Consider the following 22745-nt stretch of genomic DNA (forward strand, 5'->3'; position numbering starts at 1 on the left):
TGTTCGTGCCGCCGTCCACGGAGTTCGTCATGATCGCCTCCACGGCGGTGCTGCTGACGATCTTCGGTGTCGTGATGGTGCTCTCCGCCACCAGCGCCAACCCCACAGGCCCTCTGGAAGCCGCGCTGCGGCAGGGGATGTTCGCCGCCATCGGTATCCCGCTGATGTTCCTGATCAGCCGACTGCCGGTGACGTTCTTCGGCAAGATCGCCTGGCCAGCGCTGATCCTGGCGGTGATGTTCCAGTTGCTCGTGTTCGTGCGGGGCGTGGGAATCTCGTCCTACGGCAACAGGAACTGGATCAAGCTCGCCGGCGTGCAGCTGCAGCCCTCCGAGTTCCTCAAGCTCGCACTGGCCATCTGGATCGCCTTCGTGCTGCTGCGCAAGCAGTCCAAGCTCGGCACCTGGCACCAGGTGTTCATCCCCGTCGTGCCGGTATCGGTGTTCGCCATCGGCACCGTCCTCGCCGGCGACGACCTGGGCACCGTGATGGTGCTCGTGCTCGTCGTGCTCGGCTGCCTGTTCTTCTCCGGGGCGAAGCTGCGTCTGTTCATCCTTCCGCTGCTGGGCGGACTGGTGGCGGTGGTGGCGTTCGCGCTGACCAGCGAGAACCGTATGAAGCGCATCCTCGCCGCCTTCAACCCGGCGGCCTGCGATGCCGAGAAGGAGTGCTACCAGGCCGTGCACGGCATGTGGGGCATGGCCAACGGCGGCTTCTTCGGTGTGGGACTGGGGAACTCGCAGGAGAAGTACTGGCTGCCGGCGGCCTCGAACGACTACATCTTCGCCATCGTCGGCGAGGAGCTGGGACTGCTCGGCTGCCTGCTGGTGCTTGCGCTGTTCGCCGTCTTCGCCGTCGGCGCCTTCCACATCATCCGCAAGACCGACGACCCGTTCATCCGCATCGCGGCGGGTGGGATCACGGTCTGGGTCATCGGCCAGGCGCTGATCAACATCGGCGTCGTGGTGCGCATCTTCCCGGTGATGGGCGTCCCGCTGCCGTTCATGTCGCAGGGTGGCACCTCGCTGCTCTCGGTGATGATGGCATGCGGGGTGCTGCTCGCCTTCGCACGCACGATCCCCGCGTCGGCGAAGCCGGTCAAGGGGGCGGCCTCGAAGACCGCCGCGGGCGCTTCCCGCAAGCCTGCCAGGAGCACAGCATCGAAGGGTAAGGTCACGAGGGGCGATGCACGGAGCGAGCGGAGCAAGTCGAAGTGACCACCTACCTTCTGGCCGGCGGGGGCACCGCCGGCCATGTCAATCCGCTGCTCGCCGTCGGAGACGTGCTGCGCGAGCGTGACGGCGACGCCGTTCTCGTGCTCGGCACGAAGGAGGGATTGGAGTCCCGGCTCGTCCCGGCTCGCGGCTATGAGCTGCTGATCGTCGACAAGGTGCCCTTCCCGCGCAGACCGAACCGCGCGGCCCTCGGGTTCCCGCTCCGATTCCGTCGTGCGATCGCGCAGGTGCGCGCACACATCCGCGCTCACGGTGTGGATGTCGTCGTCGGGTTCGGCGGGTACGCATCCGCCCCCGCCTACGTCGCCGCACGGCGCGAGCGGATCCCCTTCGTGGTGCACGAGGCGAACGCGAAGCCGGGTCTGGCCAACGTGCTGGGTGCGCGGAGTGCGGCAGGAGTGGGCGTGGCGTTCGCGGGGACCCCGCTGCGCGGTGGCGAGGTGGTCGGAATGCCGCTGCGCCGGGAGATCGTGGAGCTCGACCGCGCGGCCTTCCGAGCGGAGGCTGCGGCCGAGTTCGACCTGGACGCCGACCGGCCCGTGCTGCTGGTCTTCGGCGGATCGCTCGGTGCCCAGCGGCTCAACGAGGCTCTCGCCGGCTCGTGGCAGGACATCCTCGCCGCCGGCTGGCAGCTTCTGCACGTGACCGGGGAGCGCAGCGACCTGGCGGATCCGCAGGTGACCGGCTACACCCTGCGCCGGTACGTTGACCGGATGGATCTCGCGTTCGCCCTCGCCGATCTCGTCCTCTCGCGCTCGGGATCCGCCACCGTCAGCGAGATCAGCGCCCTCGGACTGCCCGCGCTGTATGTGCCGTACTCCGTCGGCAACGGGGAGCAGCGGCTGAACGCCGCATCCGCTGTCGCCGCCGGCGCCGCCCGGCTGCTGGACGATGCGGGCTTCGACGCCGACGCCGTCCGCACGCAGGTAGTGCCGCTGCTCGGCGACCGGGAGCGCATCGCCGCGATGGCCGAGGCCGCGCAGCGGGTCGGCAGCCGCACGGGCACGGAGGACCTGGTGGCGCTCATCGATCGAGCCCTCGCGGAAAAGTAGACTGGTGCGGACATGATCAGACCCGACCTCACCCTGCCCATCCCCGAGACCATCACCTCCGCGCACTTCATCGGCATCGGTGGCTCCGGGATGAGCGGCCTCGCCCGGATGTTCCTGGATGCCGGCATCCGCGTCTCCGGCTCCGACCGCGCCGACAGCGACAATCTGCGCGCCCTGGCGGCTGCCGGGGCGACCGTGCACGTCGGGCACGACGCCGCCCACTTGGGGGATGCCGACACGGTGGTCCACACCGGGGCGATCTGGCCGGAGAACCCCGAGTTCGTCACCGCCAAGCAGCGCGGACTGCACGTGATCCATCGCTCGCAGGCCCTGTTCTGGCTGATCGGCGGACGCCGCCTGGTGTCGGTCGCGGGAGCGCACGGCAAGACCACCTCCACCGGGATGCTGGTGACGGCGCTGCAGGCGCTGGACGCCGACCCGAGCTTCGTCAACGGCGGCGTGATCGAGCAGCTCGGCCTGTCGAGCGCCTCCGGCGCCGACGAGCTGTTCGTCATCGAAGCCGACGAGTCCGACGGCACGTTCCTGCTGTACGACACCTCCGTCGCGCTGATCACGAACGTCGACCCCGATCACCTGGACTTCTTCAGCTCCGAGGACGCCTTCTACGACGCCTTCGTGCGCTTCGGCGACGAGGCGCGGGAAGCCGTCGTGATCTCCAGTGACGACCCGGGAGCCCAGCGGGTGCGGGCGGGGCTCGGCCACCGTCGCGTGGTGACCTTCGGGCAGGCGGAGGATGCCGATCTGCGCATCGCCGACATCGACACCTCCGGCGCGGCCGCCGCCACCCTGATCAGCGGCGACGAGTCCGTGCGTATGCGGCTCGCGGTGCCCGGCGCGCACAACGCGATCAACGCGGCGGGCGTGGTGGCCGTGCTGATGACGCTGGGACACGGGCTCGCCGAGGCCTCAGCCGCGCTGGAGGGGTTCGCGGGGACCGTGCGCCGCCTGGAGCTGCACGGTGACGCTCGTGGGGTGCGCGTGTACGACGACTACTCCCATCATCCGACCGAGGTGCGGGCCGCACTGGAGGCGATGCGCGGCATCGCGGGGGGCGGACGCGTCATCGCGATCCAGCAGCCGCACACCTATTCGCGCACGCAGCACCTGCACCGCGAGTTCGCCGAGGTGCTCGAGGAGCTCGCCGACCACACCGTGATGCTCGACGTCTACGGTGCCCGCGAGGATCCGGTGCCCGGAGTGACGGGGCGGCTGGTCAGCGACGACTTCTCGGATCAGGCCAGGGTGCATTACGTGCCGGACTGGCAGGAGGCCGCCGACTACACCGCGCAGGTCGCGCGCGCAGGTGATGTCGTGGTCACGCTCGGCTGCGGGAACGTGTACCAGATCATCCCGCAGGTGCTCGATTCCCTCCGGCGCACTCCAGGAGCCTGAGACATGCGTCGCCCGGCACCGCTCCCGGCCTCGGCGGAGGATCCCGACGAGGTCGACGCCCCCGCACGGCGGCCCGGACGGCTCCGCCGCCGTGCGGCGACAGACGTGCGCACCGATGTGGACGAGCCCTCTGTCGTCGAGTCCGCAGCGAACGTCACCGAGGAGATCGAGACGGATGCCGGCGTCGCCGCCATGCAGGATGCGGATGCCGTGCAGGCCGGGTTCGAGCCTGCGGACCCGGACGGCATCGTGCGCAGTGGCGACGTCTGGCGCGCAGCGCGCGCCAGGAGGAAGGCGCTGCGGGCGGAGATCCGCCGCTTCACCCAGCGCTCCCGCCGACGGCGGATCATCTGGTGGTCGTCGATCGGCGCGATCGTCGCACTCGTGCTCGGCAGCGTGATCGCCGCGTACAGCCCGCTCTTCGCGGTCGAGAAGGTCACCGTGGTCGGGGCCGAGAGGGTGGATGCCGCAGCGGTGCAGCAGGCGCTGTCCGGACAGCTCGGCTCGCCGCTGGCCTTGATCGACGCCGGTGCGGTGAAATCCGCGCTGACCGAGTTCCCGATGATCGAGACCTATGCGATCGAGGCGCGACCGCCGCATGAGCTGCTGGTGCGCATCGTCGAGCGCACACCGGTCGGGGTGATCCGCTCCGCCGCCGGATACACCCTCGTGGACGCGGCGGGTGTCGTGCTGGCCACCACACCGCAGAAGCCGGAGGGGCAGCCTGCGCTGTCGATCTCGGGCGGCACGGACTCCGCGGCGTTCCACAGCGTGGGTCTGGTGATCCGCTCCTCCCCGCCGACCTGCGCGCGCAGGTCGTGCAGGTGAAGGCCTCATCGGCCGACGACGTCACCCTCGTCCTCCAGGACGGCAAGAACGTCGTCTGGGGGAGCGAGGAGGACTCCGTGACGAAGGCGATCGTCCTGGTCGCGCTGATCAAGAATGCGCCGGAGTCGCACACCTTCGATGTGTCGGCGCCGACGGCTCCCGTGGTCCGCTGACGCGACTCGAGCAGCGGTGAGCCGTCCGGTGGAGGGCTGAGCGGATGCCGCAGGATGGCGATCGAGACGACACGCCGTGTCGGTGCGCGCGCAGGCCCGGCTTGCGCATACCGTCAATGACGAGAACGCAATACCGGGAAATAGTTTAACCCTCTCGTAGAGGTTTAAGGTTTATCCCTCGTCAGGCTCGAATAACGGAGGCCGGCCATGAGCCAGAACCAGAACTACCTCGCCGTGATCAAGGTCGTCGGCGTCGGCGGTGGCGGCGTCAACGCCGTGAACCGCATGATCGATCTCGGGCTCCGCGGAGTCGAGTTCATCGCCGTGAACACCGACGCGCAGGCGCTGCTGATGAGCGACGCCGACGTCAAGCTCGATGTGGGACGCGAGCTCACCCGCGGCCTGGGTGCCGGAGCCGACCCGGAGGTCGGCCGGCGCGCGGCCGAGGATCATGCCGAGGAGATCGAGCAGGCACTCACCGGCGCCGACATGGTCTTCGTCACTGCGGGCGAGGGCGGCGGCACCGGCACCGGCGGCGCTCCGGTCGTCGCCCGCATCGCCAAGTCGATCGGCGCTCTGACCATCGGCGTGGTCACCAAGCCGTTCTCCTTCGAAGGCCGTCGACGGCAGAGTCAGGCCGAGGCGGGTGTCTCCAAGCTGAAGGAGGAGGTCGACACCCTCATCGTGGTGCCGAACGACCGCCTGCTGGAGATCAGCGACCGCGGCATCTCGATGATCGAGGCCTTCGCCACCGCCGATCAGGTGCTCCTGGCCGGTGTGCAAGGCATCACCGACCTGATCACGACCCCCGGTCTGATCAACCTCGACTTCGCCGACGTCAAGTCGGTCATGCAGGGCGCCGGCTCCGCGCTCATGGGCATCGGCTCGGCGCGGGGAGCCGACCGGGCGATCAAGGCCGCCGAACTGGCCGTCGAGTCGCCGCTGCTGGAGGCGTCGATCGAGGGCGCGCACGGTGTGCTGCTGTCGATCCAGGGCGGATCGAACCTGGGCATCTTCGAGATCCACGACGCGGCCGACCTGGTCAAGGAGGCTGCGCACCCCGAGGCGAACATCATCTTCGGAACCGTCATCGACGACACCCTCGGCGACGAGGTGCGCGTGACCGTGATCGCCGCCGGCTTCGACGGTGGGGAGCCCTCGCCGCGGCTGGAGCCCCTGGACGTGAAGCGTCCCGAGGCGAGCCCGCTGCCCGAGGTCCGCCTCGACCCGAGCAACGACGACGAGAGCGATGAGCCGAAGGCGCCGGCGGCGCCGGCTGTGGCGCCCAGCATCGATCCGGCGTTCACCGACGACAGCGACCTCGACATCCCCGAGTTCCTGCGGTGAGTCCGGCAGTGCGGTTCCCGGCGGCGAATGCGAGTCTCGCCGGGAGCGCACGAGCGCATATGTCGCCGCGACACGCCTGCAGATCGGTCCGGCAATCACCGGACCGCGCCCCGACCGGGGTTAACCTTTCAACCAGACCAGCCCGCACCGTTCGAACCGGAGGACACGATGGGTAACCCGCTGAAGAAGACCATGGTGTATCTCGGCCTCGCCGACGAGGAAGAGGTCTACGAGGACGAGGCCCCTCAGGCCCCCGTCCGCGCATCGCGTGAGCGCGAGCGGGAGCGGGAGGAGCAGGCGCCCGCCCCCGTGACGCCGCTCCGCCGGCCCACTGCCGTGCGCCAGCCGGCGGCGGGTGCGGTCAACGAGATCCTCACCGTGCACCCGAAGCAGTACCGCGACGCTCAGGTGATCGCTGAGAACTTCCGCGACGGAGTCCCCGTGATCATCAATCTGTCTCAGATGAGCGATGCCGATGCGCGTCGTCTGATCGACTTCGCCAGCGGGCTGTCGCTGGGACTGTACGGGCGGATCGAGCGGGTCACCAGCAAGGTGTTCCTGCTCTCGCCCGAGAACATCGCGGTATCCGGCCAGGGCGGCATCGCCCAGGCGGCGCCGGCTTCGTTCGACTCCTGACCTTGGGAGCGATTCTCAGCATTATCGGCGGCATCGCCGAGCTGGTGCTGACGCTGTATATGCTGGTGCTCATCGCCCGGCTGGTGCTGGATTACATACCGCTCTTCAACCGGAACTGGCGTCCCAAGGGCGTGGGCCTGGTCCTCGCCGAGGCCGTCTACACGCTGACGGATCCGCCGATCCGCTTCTTCCGCCGACTGGTCCCGCCGCTGCGGATGGGTACGATCTCGCTGGACTTCGGCTTTGCGCTGACGATGATCGTCGTGCTCATTCTGATGACCATCGCGCGTGCTCTCTGACAGGGCTCTCGTGCGGAGCTCGTCTCGCGCCGCACAGACAGGGGGCTATGCTTGGCTCCCAGATGCGCGCCCCGGGTACGCGTCTGAAGAACACCGCGCCATCTTCAACGACTGGCCGAAAAGAACTCATCGAAAGAGGAGCCACCCATGGCACTTACCCCGGATGACGTCGTCCACAAGGAGTTCCAGCACGTCCGCTTCAAGGACGGCTTCGACCCCGAAGAGGTCGACGACTACCTCGACGAGATCGTCGTTGAATGGCGCAAGACCATCGAGGAGAACAACGAGCTGAAGGCCAAGCTCGCGGCCTTCGAGTCGGGGCAGGGCGCCCAGGCCGAAGCTCCCGCCCCCGCGGCAGCGGCACCGGTCGCGGCAGCACCCGTCGAAGCCGCCCCCGCGCCGGACACTGCGGCATCCGCCACGGGCACCTCTGCAGGCATCATCGAGCTGGCCCAGCGCCTGCACGATGAGCACGTCGCCGAGGGCGAGGCCAAGCGCCGACAGCTCATCGCCGAGGCCGAGACCGAGGTCGCGCGCATCCGCACCGAGGCCGAGGCGAAGCAGCGTGAGGAATCCGCTCGTCTCGAGCGCGAGCGCAACACTCTCGAGGCGCGTATCACGGAGCTTCGCGAGTTCGAGCGCGACTACCGCAGCAAGCTGCGCACCATGATCGAGAGCCAGCTGCGCGATCTCGACCAGCAGTCGTCCACCGACTCCACTCCCGTCTCGGCCATCGGCCTGTAGGTCACCCTTGACAGGACGTCGTCCCCTTCGTCGGTCGGCGGCCGGTGCGATCGTCGCGATCCTCGCGGCGTTCGTGCTGGCCGCCGATCAGTTTGCCAAGCACCTCACCGTCGAGCATCTTCCCGCAGAGAAGGTCGTTCCGGTGCTGGGGGAGTTCCTGCAGCTGTTCTACATCCGCAATTCCGGTGCGGCGTTCTCGATCGGTGCCGGGATGACGTGGATCTTCACGATCGCGCTGGCCGTCGTCGCGGTTGTCATCGTCTGGAAGACCGTGGGCGTGCGCTCGCGGCTATGGGCGGTCGTGCTCGGCTGCCTGCTCGGCGGTGTGCTGGGGAACCTCACGGATCGGCTGTTCCGGGAACCGGGGTTCGGGCGAGGTCATGTCATCGACATGATCTCGATGCCGTGGATGCTCCCGGCGATCTTCAACGTCGCCGACATGTTCATCGTCACCGGCATGATCGCCGTCGCGCTGCTGGTGGTCATCGGGCTGCGCCTGGACGGCACTCGCGAGCGCGATCATGCGGAGCGGGCCGATGCCGCAGCCACGGACGACGCGGCCGAGCGCGAAGCAGCCCCGACCGAGGACAGCGCGATCGGACCGGGCACCACCAGCACGGCCGCAGAGGGCTGAGCATGCAGACTCGCAGTCTGCCCGTTCCCGACGGGCTGGAGGGATCGCGCGTCGACGCTGCGCTGGCGAAGATGCTCGGCTTCTCGCGGACCTTCGCCGCCGACATCGCCGAAGCAGGCGGTGTGAGCCTCGACGGCGTGCCGCTGGGCAAATCCGACCGGCTTCACGCCGGAGGATGGCTCGAGGTGAGCTGGACGCCCAAGGAGGAGCCGCGGATCGTCCCGGTCGCCGTCCCGGAGCTGGGCATCGTGCACGACGACGAGGACATCGTGGTCGTAGACAAGCCCACAGGTGTCGCGGCGCACCCGTCGGTGGGGTGGGAGGGCCCCACGGTGGTGGGAGCACTGGCCGCAGCAGGCTTCCGGATCGCCACCAGCGGTGCACCGGAACGTCAGGGGTGGTGCACAGGCTGGACGTCGGCACCAGCGGCCTGATGGTGGTGGCCAAGACCGAATCCGCATACACGGCACTCAAGCGCGCGTTCAAGGAGCGCACGGTCGAGAAGGTGTATCACGCGGTGGTCCAGGGTCATCCCGACCCGCTGGCCGGCACGATCGACGCGCCGATCGGCCGGCATCCGCACCATCATTGGAAGTTCGCGGTCGTCCCGGACGGCAAGGCATCCGTCACCCATTACGAGACACTCGAGGCGTTCCCGGGCGCCTCACTGCTGGAGATCCACCTCGAGACGGGCCGCACGCACCAGATCCGCGTGCACATGGCCGCTCATCGGCATCCGTGCGTGGGCGACCCGCTCTACGGGGCGGACCCCGTTCTCTCCGCCCGGCTGGGACTGACCCGGCAGTGGCTGCACGCCCACCGGCTGGCGTTCGCGCATCCCGCGACGGGGGAGTGGGTGCGCTTCGAGTCGCCCTATCCGGCTGACTTCGAGCATGCTCTCGACGTGCTCGACCCCGGACGGGCCTCGGACGACTGAGGCCGGGTTCAGCGCCCCGCGCGCCCGCCGTGGAAGTGCGCCGCGTCGTCCTCGGCGAGGGCGAGGGCGATCTTGCGGACATGCTCCCTGTCGACCTCATCCATCTCCGCGAGGTCGTAGAAGCCGACCTCGGTGAGCTCGCCGTCGGCCGGATGAGGCTCGCCCGACACCCAGGTGCAGCGGAACACGATCTCGAGGTAGTCGACCTGGTCGCCGTTGAGGTAGGTGATGCGCGGGAGCTGGTGCACCAGAGCGACCCGGTCGACTGAGACGACCACCCCCGCCTCCTCCATGCACTCCCTGGCAGCGGCGTCGGCCGGCTCCTCGCCGGGTTCCACGATGCCGGCGATCGCCTGCCAAGCGCCGTTGTCCGCGCGCTTGCCGAGCAGCACCTTCTCGTCGCGGAACACGACCGCAGTCGTGCCCACCAGCGGGAGCGGGGCATGGCCGATGCGCTCGCGCAGCGCGAGCACGAAATCAGGGGTCGCCATACGTCGACCATACCTTCGGCGCCCCGCTCGCCTGTCGGATGCCGAAGGTAGGCTCGAATCATGGCCTCCGACTCCTTCGCGCACCTGCATGTCCACAGCGAGTACTCGATGCTGGACGGCGCTGCGAAGATCGCCTCCATGACCCAGGCTGCGGCCGACTACGGGATGCCGGCGATCGCCGTCACCGATCACGGCAACACCTTCGCGGCATTCGAGTTCTACAAGGCGGCGAACGCCGTAGGAGTCAAGCCGATCATCGGCTTGGAGGCATACGTCACGCCGGGCACGCACCGCAGCGACAAGTCGCGGGTCGCGTGGGGATCGCCCGATCAGAAGAGCGACGATGTCTCCGGATCGGGTGCCTACACGCACATGACGCTGTGGAGCGAGAACACCGGCGGCATGCACAATCTGTTCCGGCTCAGCTCGCTCTCCAGCCTGGAGGGGTACTACTTCAAGCCGCGGATGGATCGCGAGCTGCTGCAGAAGTACAGCAAGGGCCTGATCGCGACGACCGGATGCCCCTCGGGCGAGATCCAGACCAGGCTGCGCCTCGGCCAGTACGATGCGGCGCGGGCGGCCGCAGCCGAGTTCCAGGACATCTTCGGCAAGGAGAACTACTTCACCGAGATCATGGATCACGGTCTGTCCATCGAGCGCCGTGTGGTCAGCGACCTGCTGCGGCTGTCGAAGGATCTGGGCATCCCGCTGGTCGCCACCAACGATTCGCACTACACGCACCAGCACGAGGCCGACGCGCACGAGGCGCTGCTGTGCGTGCAGTCCGGGTCGACCATGGACGATCCGAACCGGTTCAAATTCGACGGCGACGGCTACTACATCAAGACCGCCCAGGAGATGCGCCAGCTGTTCCGCGACCACCCCGAGGCGTGCGACAACACGTTGCTGATCGCCGAGCGCTGCCAGGTGGAATTCGACACCTCGGCGAACTACATGCCGCGCTTCCCCGTGCCCGAGGGCGAGACCGAGGACAGCTGGCTGGTCAAGGAGGTCGAGAAGGGGCTGCACTACCGGTATCCGAACGGCATCCCCGACCGTGTGCGCCAGCAAGCCGAGTACGAGCTCGGCATCATCCTGCAGATGGGCTTCCCCGGCTACTTCCTCGTGGTCGCCGACTTCATCAACTGGGCCAAGGACAACGGCATCCGCGTCGGTCCCGGCCGCGGCTCCGGTGCGGGATCGATGGTCGCCTACGCGATGAGGATCACCGACCTCGACCCGCTCGAGCACGGGCTCATCTTCGAGCGCTTCCTCAACCCCGACCGCGTCTCGATGCCCGACTTCGACGTCGACTTCGACGACCGCCGTCGCGGCGAGGTGATCGACTACGTCACCGAGAAGTACGGCGACGACCGCGTCGCGCAGATCGTCACCTACGGCACGATCAAGTCGAAGCAGGCGCTGAAGGATGCCGGACGCGTGCTCGGCTTCCCGTTCAGCATGGGCGACCGGCTGACCAAGGCCATGCCGCCGGCGGTGATGGGCAAGGACATGCCCCTGGACGGCATGTTCGACACGGCGCACCCGCGCTACAAGGAGGCCAGTGAGTTCCGGGCGCTGATCGAGACCGACCCCGAGGCGAAGACAGTCTTCGACCGTGCGCTGGGGCTGGAGGGGCTCAAACGCCAATGGGGCGTGCACGCGGCCGGCGTGATCATGTCGTCGCATCCGCTGCTGGACATCGTGCCGATCATGAAGCGCGAGCAGGACGGCCAGATCGTCACGCAGTTCGACTACCCGTCCTGCGAATCGCTCGGCCTGATCAAGATGGACTTCCTGGGGCTGCGCAACCTCACGATCATCTCCGACGCGCTCGACAACATCCGCACCAACCGCGGCGAGGAGCTCGACCTGGAGCACCTGGGTCTCGATGACCGCGCCGTCTACGATCTGCTCGCACGGGGCGACACGCTCGGGGTGTTCCAGCTCGACAGTCCGCCGCTGCGCTCGCTGATGCGCCTGATGAAGCCCGACAACTTCGGCGACATCTCGGCGCTCATCGCGCTGTACCGGCCGGGTCCGATGGGCGCGAACTCGCACACCAATTACGCCCTGCGCAAGAACGGCCTGCAGGAGATCACGCCGATCCATGCCGAGCTCGAGGAGCCCCTCGCCGAGATCCTGCAGGAGTCCTACGGCCTGATCATCTATCAGGAGCAGGTGATGGCGATCGCACAGAAGGTGGCGGGATTCAGTCTGGGTCAGGCAGACATCCTGCGACGCGCGATGGGCAAGAAGAAGAAGTCCGAGCTGGACAAGCAGTACGAGGGCTTCCACCAGGGCATGATCGACCGCGGGTTCGGCGAGGGCGCGGTGAAGGCGCTGTGGGACATCCTGCTGCCGTTCTCGGATTACGCGTTCAACAAAGCGCACTCCGCCGCCTACGGGCTGGTCTCGTACTGGACCGCATATCTGAAGGCGCATTACCCCGCCGAGTACATGGCGGCGCTGCTGACCAGCGTCGGCGACTCGAAGGACAAGATGGCGGTGTATCTGAACGAGTGCCGTCGGATGGGCATCAAGGTGCTCCCGCCCGACGTATCCGAGTCGATCAACTTCTTCGCGGCCGTCGGCGAGGACATCCGCTTCGGTCTGGGCGCCGTGCGCAATGTCGGCAGCAACGTCGTCGACGGCATCGTGACCTCGCGCGACGACGGGCCGTTCACCTCGTTCCACGACTTCCTGGACCGGGTGCCGCTGCATGTCGCCAACAAGCGGACCGTGGAGTCGCTGATCAAGGCCGGCGCGTTCGACTCGATGGGCGACACCCGTCGTGCGCTGCTGGAGATCCACGAAGACGCCGTCGAGGCAGCCGTGGATCGCAAGCGCAACGAGGCACAGGGCGCCATCGGCTTCGACTTCGACAGCCTCTACGACGGATCCGAGGAGGCACCGCCGGCCAAGGTGCCCGAGCGGCCGGAATGGATCAAGAAGGACAAGCTGGCCTTCGAGCGCGAGATGCTCGGCCTGTACGTCTCCGACCATCCCCTGGCGGGGCTCGAGGTGCCGCTGGCCAAGCACGCATCGATCTCGATCAACGACCTGCTCACGTCGGAGGACCTGCAGGACGGCGATCAGGTGACGGTGGCCGGCCTGGTCACGAGCGTACAGCACCGGGTGGCGAAGGCGAGCGGCAACCCCTACGGCATGATCACCGTCGAGGACTTCAACGGCGAGGTGACCGTCATGTTCATGGGCAAGACGTACACCGAGTACCAGCACACCCTGCAGCAGGACGCCATCCTGGCCGTGCGCGGCCGGGTATCCCGTCGTGACGACGGGTTGAACCTGCACGCGCAGTCGGCGTTCGCCCCCGACATCGGATCGTTCGACGCTGCAGGCCCGCTTTCGCTGCTGGTGGCCGAGCAGCGCGCGACCGAGCGGACGATGCTCGAGCTGGCAGAGGTGCTTCGTCGGCATGCTGGCGACACAGAGGTGCTGCTGCGCGTGCATCGCGGGGGAGCGGCGAAGGTGTTCGAGGTGCCCATGCCGGTCACCGTCTCCGCCGACCTCTTCGGCGACCTGAAGTCACTGCTCGGGCCGATGTGCCTGGGCTGAGCCGATTTCACTGAACGACGCTTCTCTCAGGCTGGCGCACCACTGCTCGGTAGGATCGGGGGCGCGAGAGAACGTGACCGAGACGAGAGGACCCGTTCGATGAGCACCCCCGAACCGACCGGACCCGACTCGACCGACCCCGAGCTCGGCGAGACGGATGACGTGATCTCCCCGGGTGACGCGGCCTCCTTTCCGGATGATGCGATCTACTACGAGGAACAGGTGGAGCCGGAGTATGGCATCCTCGGTTTCACGCTGCGAGAGCTGATCATCGTCGCGGCCTGGGCGGTCGCCTTCGTCGTCTCGTTCTTCTCCGTGTCGCAGCATGCCGGATCGGTGTGGACCGGCGGGATCGATTGGATCCTCCCGATCGGCCTTCCGACGGCCGCGGTCTTCCTGGTGGTGCTGCGTCGCTTCTCCCCGGACGGGATCCGACGGGTCGGATCCCTGGGCATCGACCAGTTCGCCTCAGTGGCCGTCTCCGTCGCCGCCGTGGTCTGGGCACAGCTGCTCTGGCGCCAGATCGCCGTGAGCATCGACACCGGAATGCTTCTGGTCGGGTGGGTGCCGGTCGTCGCCGAGGCCGCGATGCTCGCGCTGGTGGCCGCAACCGTCACCGCACCGCTGATCCCGCGTCTGCGCGATGACTTCCACGGCCGCATGGAGACGCTCGCCCATCGCAATGCGAATCCCGTCCGTCCCGTGATCGCCCGTCCGCGCCGCGAGCGGGCCGCTGCCGGGATCGAAACCGATCCCGCACCCCGGGGCGAACCCCTCGCCGCGACAGCGGCGGATGACGATGCCACCCGCGTGATCGAGTCGATCCCGCTCTCCGGTGCGGTCACCGCCGACGCGACGGATGCTTCCGACGCGACGGATGCTTCTGAGGACGCGGATGTCGCCGAGGCGACGGAAGCCGGACAGGCGACCGACACGAGCGACCGGGCGGCCTCAGCCGGCCCTGAGGCGCCGCTGCGGCGTACGCGCAACGGCCAGGTCCGCGGTCCCGAGCCCGAGCTCGAGCCCCGTGACACGGATCCCGAGTCCGGCGAGCCGGAGTCCCACCAGCCGGAGTCCCACCAGCCGGAGTCCCACCAGCCGGAGCTCAGCACCGACCAGCGCCCCTTCTGGATCCTCGCCCCCACGGAGCGCGAGGTGCTCGATGAGCACGGGCATCCGCTGTTCCGCATCGGACCGGCGGCGTGGGCGCTGGTCATCGAAGACCGTGGCGGGGCATTCGTCGTGCGACATGACGACGGCCGGATCGGCTATCTCCACGACATCACAGACATCACGAAGGGCTGACACAGTGCGTACGATCGATCTCCGCGGCGAGAGCCTCACACCCGTGGGAATGCTCGCATCCGTCCCCCGTGCCGCACAGGCGCGCGCCGAAGCCCTCGCGGCCGCCGAGACGATCGTCGACGACGTGCGCACCGGCGGTGAAGTCGCGCTGCGCGATCAGGCCGAGCGATTCGACCGCGTCACCGGGCACGCCATCCGGGTGCCTGCCGAGCACCTGGCCCAGGCCGCCGCCTCCGTCGATCCGGAGGTGCGTGCGGCACTGGAGAGCGCGATCGACCGCGTGCGCCGTGGATCCGCGGCGCAGGTTCCCGCGCCGCAGACCACCGAGATCGGGCCGGGCGCGCGCATCTCGCAGCGCTGGCAGCCGGTCACCCGTGCCGGGGTGTACATCCCCGGCGGCAAGGCACCGCTGGCGTCGAGCGTCGTGATGAACGTCGTCCCCGCTCAGGTCGCCGGTGTCACCAGCATCGCCCTCGCCTCGCCGCCGCAGGCCGCGCACGACGGCCGCGTGCACCCCACCATCCTCGCGGCAGCGGCGCTGCTGGGCATCGACGAGGTGTATGCGATCGGCGGCGCCGGCGCCATCGGTGCACTGGCCTACGGCGTGCCCGGCATCGGACTGGATCCGGTCGACGTCGTCTCTGGTCCCGGCAACAACTACGTCGCCTCGGCGAAGCGCGTGGTGGCGGGCGTGGTCGGCACCGACTCCGAAGCCGGGGCCACCGAGATCCTCATCGTCGCCGACGAGAGCGCCGATCCCGATCTGGTGGCCGCCGACCTGGTCAGCCAGGCCGAACACGACGAGCAGGCGTCCGCCGTGCTCGTGACGGATTCCGCCGAACTCGCCGAGCGCGTCGCCGAGCGCGTCGCCGAGCGCGCAGCGCAGACCCGGCACGCCGAGCGTGTCGCCGCCGCTCTGTCGGGCCCGCAGTCCGCGATCGTCCTCGTCGACGATCGTGCGATGGCGGAGGCCTTCAGCAACGCCTACGCCCCCGAGCACCTCGAGCTGCACCTGGTGGACGCCTCGGCCGCAGCGGAGAGGTTCACCAGCGCCGGTGCCGTCTTCGTCGGCGACCAGACTCCCGTCAGCCTCGGCGACTACATGGCGGGCAGCAACCACGTGCTGCCGACCGGGGGCCAGGCGCGCTACGCCGCCGGACTCGGCGCCTACACGTTCCTGCGCCCGCAGCAGGTGATCGAATACGACCACGCAGCGCTCGCGAGGGCACGTGCCGGCGTCGTCGCGCTCTCGGATGCCGAAGTGCTGCCGGCCCACGGCGAGGCCGTCGAGGCCCGCTTCGCCGCCCGCTCAGGAAGCGCGGCGGCAGCCGGGTAGGCTGGCAGATCATGCACTGCCCCTTCTGCCGGCATCCGGACTCCCGCGTCATCGACTCGCGCACCAGCGACGACGGTCTGTCGATCCGTCGCAGACGGCAGTGCCCGGAGTGCGGCGGCAGGTTCTCGACCACCGAGACGGCGAGCCTGATGGTGATCAAGCGTTCGGGCGTGCTGGAGTCGTTCAGCCGGGACAAGGTGATCGCCGGAGTCCGCAAGGCATGCCAGGGACGCCCGGTCACCGAGGCGGATCTCGCGGTGCTCGCGCAGCGCGTCGAAGAGGCCGTCCGGCAGACCGGAGTGTCCCAGCTGGACACGAACGAGATCGGCCTGGCTATCCTCGGACCGCTCCGCGACCTCGACGAGGTCGCCTACCTGCGCTTCGCAAGCGTCTACCAGGAGTTCGACTCGCTGGAGGACTTCGAGCGGTCGATCAGAGAACTGCGCGCCGATCACGCGAACGCCGAGGCGACGGCCGGCGACCGGTAGCCTTGCAGTGATGTATTCGCTGCTCTTCCGCCACGTCCTCTCGCGCCTCGATCCGGAGTTCGCGCACCACGCCGCCATGGCCGTGATCCGTGTGCTCGGCGTCCCGCCGTTCTCCTGGCTCGCCCGCACGATCAGCTCCCCGGGGCCCGAGCAGCAGGTGCACGCCCTCGGGCTGACCTTCCCCTCGCCGTTCGGCGTCGCCGCCGGGTTCGACAAGAACGCCGTGGGCGTGCGCGGGCTGGACGCGCTGGGCTTCGGGCACGTCGAGATCGGCACCGTCACCGCGATCCCGCAGGAGGGCAACCCGAAGCCGCGGCTGTTCCGGCTGGTGCCCGACCGCGCTGTCATCAACCGGATGGGCTTCAACAACGCGGGGGCGGACGCCGCCGCCCGCCGGCTGCGCTCCCTGCGCCGCCGCGCGCCGCGCGCGGTGATCGGCGCGAACATCGGCAAGAGCCGCGTGGTCGCCGTGGAAGACGCGGTCGGCGATTACGTGGCGTCCGCCACCGCGCTCGCGCCGCTCGCCGACTACCTGGCCGTCAACGTATCCTCTCCGAACACGCCGGGACTGCGCGGGCTGCAGGCCGTCGAGACCCTCGCGCCGCTGCTGCGCGCCGTGAAGGACGCGGCGGGGGCGACACCGCTGCTGGTCAAGATCGCCCCGGATCTGAGCGACGAGGAGATCACCGCCATCGCGCAGCTGGCGGTCGACGAGGGGCTGGCCGGCATCATCGCGCACAACACCACCATCGCGCGCGACGGTCTGCGCACGGATGCCGCTGTGGTCGAGGCTGCGGGTGCAGGGGCCTCTCGGGAGCGCCGTTGAAGCAGCGCTCGCTCGAGGTGCTCGCGGTGGTCAGGGCAGCGGTACCGGCGGACTTCTGCGTCATCGCCGTCGGCGGCGTCGAGACCGCCGAGGACGTGCAGCGGAGACTGGATGCCGGTGCGACGCTCGTACAGGGCTACACGGCGTTCCTGTATCGGGGCCCGCTGTGGGCGCGCCAGATCAACCGCGGGCTGCGGGGGCGCTGAGACGCGCGGAGATCACGCCGGGTAGGCGCGCCGCTTGACCTGCGGCTTCGGCAGGCGCATGAAGCGCATCTGCAGTGCCCGCATCGCGGCGTACCAGCCGAGACCACGCTCACGGCGCTCGATCCCGAACTTCGCGGCGACCTTGCGCTTGACGCGCATGCTCAGCAGCACCATGTCGCCGATCGCCAGCAGCATGTACCCCCACAGGGCGACCATCGCCCACACCTGGACCTCGGGGATCGGCGTGAGGTTGAGCAGGATCACCAGCAGCATGGCGGCCATCAGCCACTCGGAGATGTGCCAGCCGGCATCCACGTAGTCGCGCACCCAGCGGCGCTGCGGGCCCTTGTCGCGGGCGGGCAGGAACTTGTCCTCGCCGCGTTCCATGCCCAGCCGGGCGCGCTCGCGACGTGCACGCAGATCGGCCTTGGCGGCTGCGCGCGCCTCTTTGGTGTTCGCGACGAGGGGGCGCCGGTTCGCTGCCTCGCGCTCGGCGCGGGTCGGCGTCGGGCGTCCCTTGCCCACAGCGGGCGTCTCGGGGGCGTCGTCTGCGGCGGGGGTGGGCTTGGGCACGTTCGACCTCAGTTCGGAATCGGGTTCCCCTTAAGATTACTCGCATGACCTCGCCCTCATCGCCGGAGCAGCCGGCATCCGATTCCGCCGTCCTCGAGGCGGTCGCTCTCGGTATTCCCAGCGCCCTCTCCGATCTGGGGCATCTCGTGCGCATTCCGGGCATCGCATGGCCGGCCTTCGACCAGACCCAGCTGGAGCGCAGCGCCGAGGCCGTCGCCGAGCTGGCCCGGGGAACCGGTGTGTTCGACGAGGTACGGGTGCTGCGCGCGCACGTCGACGACACCGACGAGCTCGGCCAGCCCGCCGTGCTCGCCACCCGCGCTGCCCGGGGCGGCAAGCCCACGATTCTGCTGTACGCGCATCACGATGTGCAGCCTCCCGGATCCGATGAGCTGTGGGACACGCCGCCGTTCGAGCCGACCGTGCGCGAGGGGAGGCTTTACGGCCGCGGCGCTGCGGACGACAAGGCCGGGATCATGGCGCACATCGCCGCGCTGCGAGCCGTCGCCGAGGTGGTCGGCGACGACCTGGAGCTGGGCGTGGCGCTGTTCATCGAGGGGAGGAGGAGTACGGCTCCCGCTCTTTCGCGCGCTTCCTTCGCGACAACGCCGAGGCGCTGCGGGCGGATGCCATCGTCGTCGCCGACTCCGGCAACCTCGATTCGCACACCCCGGGGCTGACCGTCTCGCTGCGTGGCAATGCGCGCTTCACGCTGCGCATCCGCACCCTGGAGCACGCCTCGCACTCGGGCATGTTCGGCGGGGCGGTGCCCGACGCCATGATGGCCGCCGTCACGCTGCTGGCCACACTGTGGGACACCGATGGATCCGTCGCCGTGGAGGGCATGACGGCGCGGGCGGGGAGACGCCCGCATACACAGAGAAGACACTGCGCGAGGAGACCGGCCTGCTCGCGGGTGCTTCGCCGATCGGGCGGGACGACATCCTCGGCCGGATCTGGAACAAGCCATCCATCACGATCACCGGGATCGACGCCACCAGCGTGGCACAGGCGTCGAACACGCTGCTGCCCGAGGTGAGCGTGGTGGTCAGCGCGCGCGTCGCGCCGGGCCAGGATGCGAAGGACGCCTACGCCGCGATCGAGGCGCATCTGCGGGCGCACGCGCCGTTCGGGGCGGAGCTGACGTTCAGCGACGTCGATCTCGGTGACGGCTTCCTGGTCGACACCGACGGCTGGGCGGTGGAGCTCACCAGGGGGCGATGGCCGACGGCTACGGTGCCGACCCCGCCGATCTCGGCGTCGGCGGGTCGATCCCGTTCATCGCCGACCTGGTGCGCGAATTCCCCGGTGCGCAGATCCTGGTCACCGGCGTCGAGGACCCGCACTCCCGCGCGCACAGCCCGAACGAATCGCTGCACTTGGAGACGTTCCGCAACGCGGTGCGCACCGAGGCGCTGCTGCTGAGCCGCATGAACGCGCGCGCCACGGCATCCTGACCGGCCTTCGGCGCACCCGCGGGAGCAGACCCTCCCGGTGCGCACCGGCGGTAGGATCGGGGTGAGCAGCCGTCCGCGCTGCACGTCTGCAAGGAGTGACATGAGCGACATCGCACTGACCGAAGAGACCACCGCCGCCCACAGCGTCTCGCTGACGGATGCCGCGGCGCAGAAGGTCAAGAGCCTTCTCGAGCAGGAGGGCCGCGACGACCTGCGTCTGCGCGTCGCCGTCCAGCCCGGAGGATGCTCTGGACTGATCTACCAGCTCTACTTCGACGAGCGCTTCCTTGAAGGCGATGAGACCATCGACTTCGACGGGGTCGAGGTCATCGTCGACAACATGAGCGTGCCCTACCTCGAGGGCGCTTCGATCGACTTCAAGGACACCATCGCGGAGCAGGGTTTCACGATCGACAACCCCAACGCCGCGGGCAGCTGCGCATGCGGTGACAGCTTCCACTGATCGTCCTCAACCTGCGTGGTTGGCATGAATAGGGTGTGAGCTTGCCCTAGACTTGATCACGCTCCTGTCCGAGATCTGAAAGGTGCATCGTGCCCTCGAAACGCCGCCTTCGTTGGGCCGCACTCCCCTGGGAGTCGCGGCAGCCGTGGTTCTGGCAGGGTGTTCTGCCACTGAGCTCCACGGCTTCCTCCCCGGCTTCGAGGACGGTGCGCCGGCAGCGACGAACCAGACGGAGAATGTGGCCGGGCTGTGGGTCACCTCCTGGGTGATCCTGCTGATCGTGGGCGTCGTCACCTGGGGGCTGATGGGCTGGGCGGTCGTCATGTACCGCCGCCGCGCTGGGCAGACCGGTCTTCCGGTGCAGCTGCGCTACAACATGCCGATCGAGATCCTCTACACGGTCATCCCGCTGCTGCTCATCATGGGCATGTTCTTCTTCACCGCCCGTGCGCAGGCCGATATCGAGACGCCGTGGGAGAATCCGGACGTCGAGATCACCGCCATCGCCAAGCAGTGGGCCTGGGACTTCCAGTACGACGGCGAGGCCGAGGACAACTCCGACGCCGTCTGGACCATGGGGGTCCAGGCCGATCCCGACGAGAATGGCGACATCGACCGCACGAAGCTGCCGACACTGTACCTGCCGGTCGACAAGAAGGTCACCATCGACCTGCAGTCGCGCGACACCATCCACTCCTTCTGGATCATCGACTTCCTGTACAAGAAGGACATGTACATCGGCAAGGACAACAGCTGGTCGTTCACCCCGACGCGCATCGGCGAGTACGACGGCAAGTGCGCCGAACTCTGCGGCGAATACCACTCGATGATGCTGTTCAACGTCAAGGTGGTCTCTCAGGACGACTACGACGCATACCTCCAGACCCTCCGTGACGAGGGCAACACGGGCGACATCACCGACGCCTACGACCGACTCAGCAATCTTCCGGGCACCGGCGCGAGCACGGGCGAAGAGGAAGGGAAGTAAGGCATGACCACCACAGCTGAACCCAACCTGCTGCAGGGTGTGCGCCCCACGACGATTCCGCCCCGTCAGGCGTCGCTGCTCAGCTCCACCCGCGTGGAGCAGAAGGGCAACATCGTCGTCAAGTGGATCACTTCCACCGATCACAAGACCATCGGGTACATGTACCTGATCACCTCGGTGCTGTTCTTCCTCCTCGGTGGTGTGATGGCGCTGATCATCCGCGCCGAGCTGTTCGCCCCCGGCATGCAGATCGTGCCGACCAAGGAGCAGTACAACCAGCTGTTCACCATGCACGGCACGATCATGCTGCTGATGTTCGCGACGCCGCTGTTCGCCGGATTCGCCAACGCGATCCTGCCGCTGCAGCTGGGTGCTCCCGACGTCGCCTTCCCGCGATTGAACGCCTTCGCCTTCTGGCTGTTCTCCTTCGGGTCGACCATCGCCGTCGCCGGCTTCCTGACCCCGCAGGGCGCGGCGTCCTTCGGATGGTTCGCCTATCAGCCACTCGCGAACGCCACGTTCTCGCCGGGGGCCGGTGGAAACCTGTGGATGCTGGGGCTGGGCCTGTCCGGATTCGGAACCATCCTCGGTGCCGTGAACTTCATCACCACGGTGATCACGATGCGCGCCCCCGGTATGACCATGTGGCGCATGCCGATCTTCTCGTGGAACACCCTGATCACCAGTCTGCTGATCCTGATGGTGTTCCCGGTGCTGGCCGCCGCGATCCTCGCCGCGGCTGCAGACCGCGTACTCGGCGCACACGTCTACGATCCCGCCAACGGCGGTGTGCTGCTCTGGCAGCACCTGTTCTGGTTCTTCGGGCACCCCGAGGTGTACATCATCGCGCTGCCCTTCTTCGGCATCGTCTCCGAGGTGTTCCCGGTGTTCAGCCGCAAGCCGATCTTCGGCTACAAGACGCTGGTCTACGCGACCATCTCGATCGCCGCGCTGTCCGTGGCGGTGTGGGCTCACCACATGTACGCCACCGGCGGCGTGCTGCTGCCGTTCTTCTCGCTCATGACGATGCTCATCGCCATCCCGACCGGTGTGAAGATCTTCAACTGGATCGGAACGATGTGGCGGGGCTCGATCACCTTCGAGACGCCCATGGTGTTCGCCCTCGGCTTCCTCGTCTCGTTCGTGTTCGGCGGGCTCACCGGCGTCATCCTGGCATCGCCGCCGCTGGACTTCCACATCACCGACTCGTACTTCGTGGTGGCGCACTTCCACTACGTGGTCTTCGGCACCGTCGTGTTCGCCATGTTCTCCGGCTTCTACTTCTGGTGGCCGAAGTGGACCGGACGGATGCTGAACGAGCGCCTCGGCTACATCCACTTCTGGATGCTGTTCATCGGCTTCCACATGACCTTCCTCGTGCAGCACTGGCTGGGCGTGGACGGCATGCCGCGTCGCTACGCCGACTATTCGGCCTATGACAACTGGGAATGGGGCAACCAGGTCTCCACGATCGGTGCCGTCATCCTCGGCGCATCCATGCTGCCGTTCTTCCTGAACGTCTGGATCACGGCTCGCAAGGCGCCGAAGGTCACCGTCGACGACCCGTGGGGCTATGGCGCATCTCTCGAGTGGGCGACGTCCTGCCCGCCGCCGCGTCATAACTTCACGTCCATCCCGCGCATCCGCAGTGAGCGCCCTGCATTCGACCTGAACCACCCCGAGGCGGCTGAGCAGCCCGTGCCGGTGGGTGCCGCGACCGGAGAGGCCAAGTAAC

The 22745-nt window shown here is 68.3% G+C and carries 18 protein-coding genes and 4 pseudogenes; 20 read left to right on the top strand and 2 right to left on the bottom strand.

The genetic code is table 11. The features are described 5' to 3' along the window. Nucleotides 1-29: 29 nt before the first annotated feature. The 11 genes and pseudogenes from QUE33_RS02520 (at nt 30) to QUE33_RS02570 (ending at nt 9298) form a co-directional block, all read left to right on the top strand. Complete coding sequence (locus QUE33_RS02520) at nt 30-1217, top strand: peptidoglycan glycosyltransferase FtsW (protein ID WP_286301740.1); 1188 nt, start codon at nt 30-32, stop codon at nt 1215-1217. Continuing rightward, the gene (locus QUE33_RS02525) at nt 1214-2287 is read left to right on the top strand and encodes a UDP-N-acetylglucosamine--N-acetylmuramyl-(pentapeptide) pyrophosphoryl-undecaprenol N-acetylglucosamine transferase (RefSeq protein WP_286301741.1); all 1074 of its coding nucleotides are present in this window, start codon (nt 1214-1216) and stop codon (nt 2285-2287) included. The genes QUE33_RS02520 and QUE33_RS02525 overlap by 4 nt, the downstream gene beginning before the upstream one ends. A gap of 12 nt (nt 2288-2299) precedes the next feature. Next, complete coding sequence (gene murC / locus QUE33_RS02530) at nt 2300-3700, top strand: UDP-N-acetylmuramate--L-alanine ligase (RefSeq protein ID WP_286301742.1); 1401 nt, start codon at nt 2300-2302, stop codon at nt 3698-3700. Nucleotides 3701-3703: 3 nt separating this feature from the next. Then, a complete protein-coding gene (locus QUE33_RS02535) occupies nt 3704-4528 on the top strand; it encodes an FtsQ-type POTRA domain-containing protein (RefSeq protein WP_286301744.1) in 825 nt (274 codons plus the stop codon). Then, the gene (locus tag QUE33_RS02540) at nt 4525-4701 is read left to right on the top strand and encodes a hypothetical protein (protein ID WP_286301745.1); all 177 of its coding nucleotides are present in this window, start codon (nt 4525-4527) and stop codon (nt 4699-4701) included. The genes QUE33_RS02535 and QUE33_RS02540 overlap by 4 nt, the downstream gene beginning before the upstream one ends. A 207-nt stretch (nt 4702-4908) precedes the next feature. Beyond that, nucleotides 4909-6048 (top strand): cell division protein FtsZ, encoded by a 1140-nt coding sequence (gene ftsZ / locus QUE33_RS02545; RefSeq protein WP_286301746.1) that lies wholly within the window; start codon nt 4909-4911, stop codon nt 6046-6048. Between the two features lie 168 nt (nt 6049-6216). Beyond that, a complete protein-coding gene (locus tag QUE33_RS02550; protein WP_286301747.1) occupies nt 6217-6684 on the top strand; it encodes a cell division protein SepF in 468 nt (155 codons plus the stop codon). Between the two features lie 59 nt (nt 6685-6743). Further along, nucleotides 6744-6983 (top strand): YggT family protein, encoded by a 240-nt coding sequence (locus tag QUE33_RS02555; protein ID WP_286303009.1) that lies wholly within the window; start codon nt 6744-6746, stop codon nt 6981-6983. A gap of 147 nt (nt 6984-7130) precedes the next feature. Continuing rightward, on the top strand, nt 7131-7727 hold the full coding sequence (locus QUE33_RS02560) for a DivIVA domain-containing protein (protein ID WP_286301748.1): 597 nt from the start codon (nt 7131-7133) through the stop codon (nt 7725-7727). 7 nt (nt 7728-7734) lie between these two features. Then, on the top strand, nt 7735-8361 hold the full coding sequence (gene lspA / locus QUE33_RS02565; RefSeq protein WP_286301749.1) for a signal peptidase II: 627 nt from the start codon (nt 7735-7737) through the stop codon (nt 8359-8361). Nucleotides 8362-8363: 2 nt separating this feature from the next. Continuing rightward, nucleotides 8364-9298 (top strand): annotated as a pseudogene (locus QUE33_RS02570) (RluA family pseudouridine synthase). Between the two features lie 8 nt (nt 9299-9306). On the opposite strand, the gene QUE33_RS02575 reads toward QUE33_RS02570, so the two are convergent. After that, nucleotides 9307-9789, bottom strand: coding sequence for an NUDIX hydrolase (locus QUE33_RS02575; protein WP_286301751.1), 483 nt, complete (start codon nt 9787-9789; stop codon nt 9307-9309). A 60-nt stretch (nt 9790-9849) separates the two neighbouring features. Here QUE33_RS02575 and dnaE point away from each other — a divergent pair, with 60 nt between their 5' ends. From dnaE to QUE33_RS02600, 5 genes and pseudogenes are all read left to right on the top strand, one after another. Beyond that, nucleotides 9850-13368 (top strand): DNA polymerase III subunit alpha, encoded by a 3519-nt coding sequence (dnaE, locus tag QUE33_RS02580; RefSeq protein ID WP_286301752.1) that lies wholly within the window; start codon nt 9850-9852, stop codon nt 13366-13368. A gap of 99 nt (nt 13369-13467) precedes the next feature. Next, nucleotides 13468-14673 (top strand): hypothetical protein, encoded by a 1206-nt coding sequence (locus tag QUE33_RS02585; RefSeq protein ID WP_286301754.1) that lies wholly within the window; start codon nt 13468-13470, stop codon nt 14671-14673. Next, complete coding sequence (hisD, locus tag QUE33_RS02590; protein WP_286301755.1) at nt 14618-16009, top strand: histidinol dehydrogenase; 1392 nt, start codon at nt 14618-14620, stop codon at nt 16007-16009. The genes QUE33_RS02585 and hisD overlap by 56 nt, the downstream gene beginning before the upstream one ends. Before the next feature lie 11 nt (nt 16010-16020). Further along, the gene (nrdR, locus tag QUE33_RS02595; protein ID WP_286301756.1) at nt 16021-16497 is read left to right on the top strand and encodes a transcriptional regulator NrdR; all 477 of its coding nucleotides are present in this window, start codon (nt 16021-16023) and stop codon (nt 16495-16497) included. A 10-nt stretch (nt 16498-16507) separates the two neighbouring features. Beyond that, a pseudogene (locus QUE33_RS02600) lies at nt 16508-17529 on the top strand (quinone-dependent dihydroorotate dehydrogenase). A 12-nt stretch (nt 17530-17541) separates the two neighbouring features. Here the strand turns inward: QUE33_RS02600 and QUE33_RS02605 are convergent. Next, a complete protein-coding gene (locus QUE33_RS02605) occupies nt 17542-18102 on the bottom strand; it encodes a DUF3043 domain-containing protein (RefSeq protein WP_286301757.1) in 561 nt (186 codons plus the stop codon). A 44-nt stretch (nt 18103-18146) separates the two neighbouring features. On the opposite strand from QUE33_RS02605, the pseudogene QUE33_RS02610 reads away from it, so the two are divergent. The 4 genes and pseudogenes from QUE33_RS02610 to ctaD all read left to right on the top strand — a co-directional run bounded on the left by QUE33_RS02610 (nt 18147) and on the right by ctaD (nt 22744). Beyond that, nucleotides 18147-19559 (top strand): annotated as a pseudogene (locus QUE33_RS02610) (M20/M25/M40 family metallo-hydrolase). 100 nt (nt 19560-19659) lie between these two features. Beyond that, nucleotides 19660-20022, top strand: a complete 363-nt coding sequence (gene erpA / locus QUE33_RS02615; protein WP_286301758.1) for an iron-sulfur cluster insertion protein ErpA — start codon at nt 19660-19662, stop codon at nt 20020-20022. A gap of 89 nt (nt 20023-20111) precedes the next feature. Further along, nucleotides 20112-21010 (top strand): annotated as a pseudogene (gene ctaC, locus QUE33_RS02620) (aa3-type cytochrome oxidase subunit II). A 3-nt stretch (nt 21011-21013) separates the two neighbouring features. Continuing rightward, nucleotides 21014-22744 carry an aa3-type cytochrome oxidase subunit I gene (gene ctaD, locus QUE33_RS02625; RefSeq protein WP_286301760.1) on the top strand — a complete coding sequence of 577 codons (1731 nt, stop codon included), beginning with the start codon at nt 21014-21016 and terminating at the stop codon, nt 22742-22744. Nucleotide 22745 lies beyond the last annotated feature (1 nt).

Origin of the sequence: Microbacterium suwonense, from assembly GCF_030296555.1 — a bacterium.
In the GTDB taxonomy this organism is placed as follows: Bacteria; Actinomycetota; Actinomycetes; order Actinomycetales; family Microbacteriaceae; genus Microbacterium; species Microbacterium suwonense.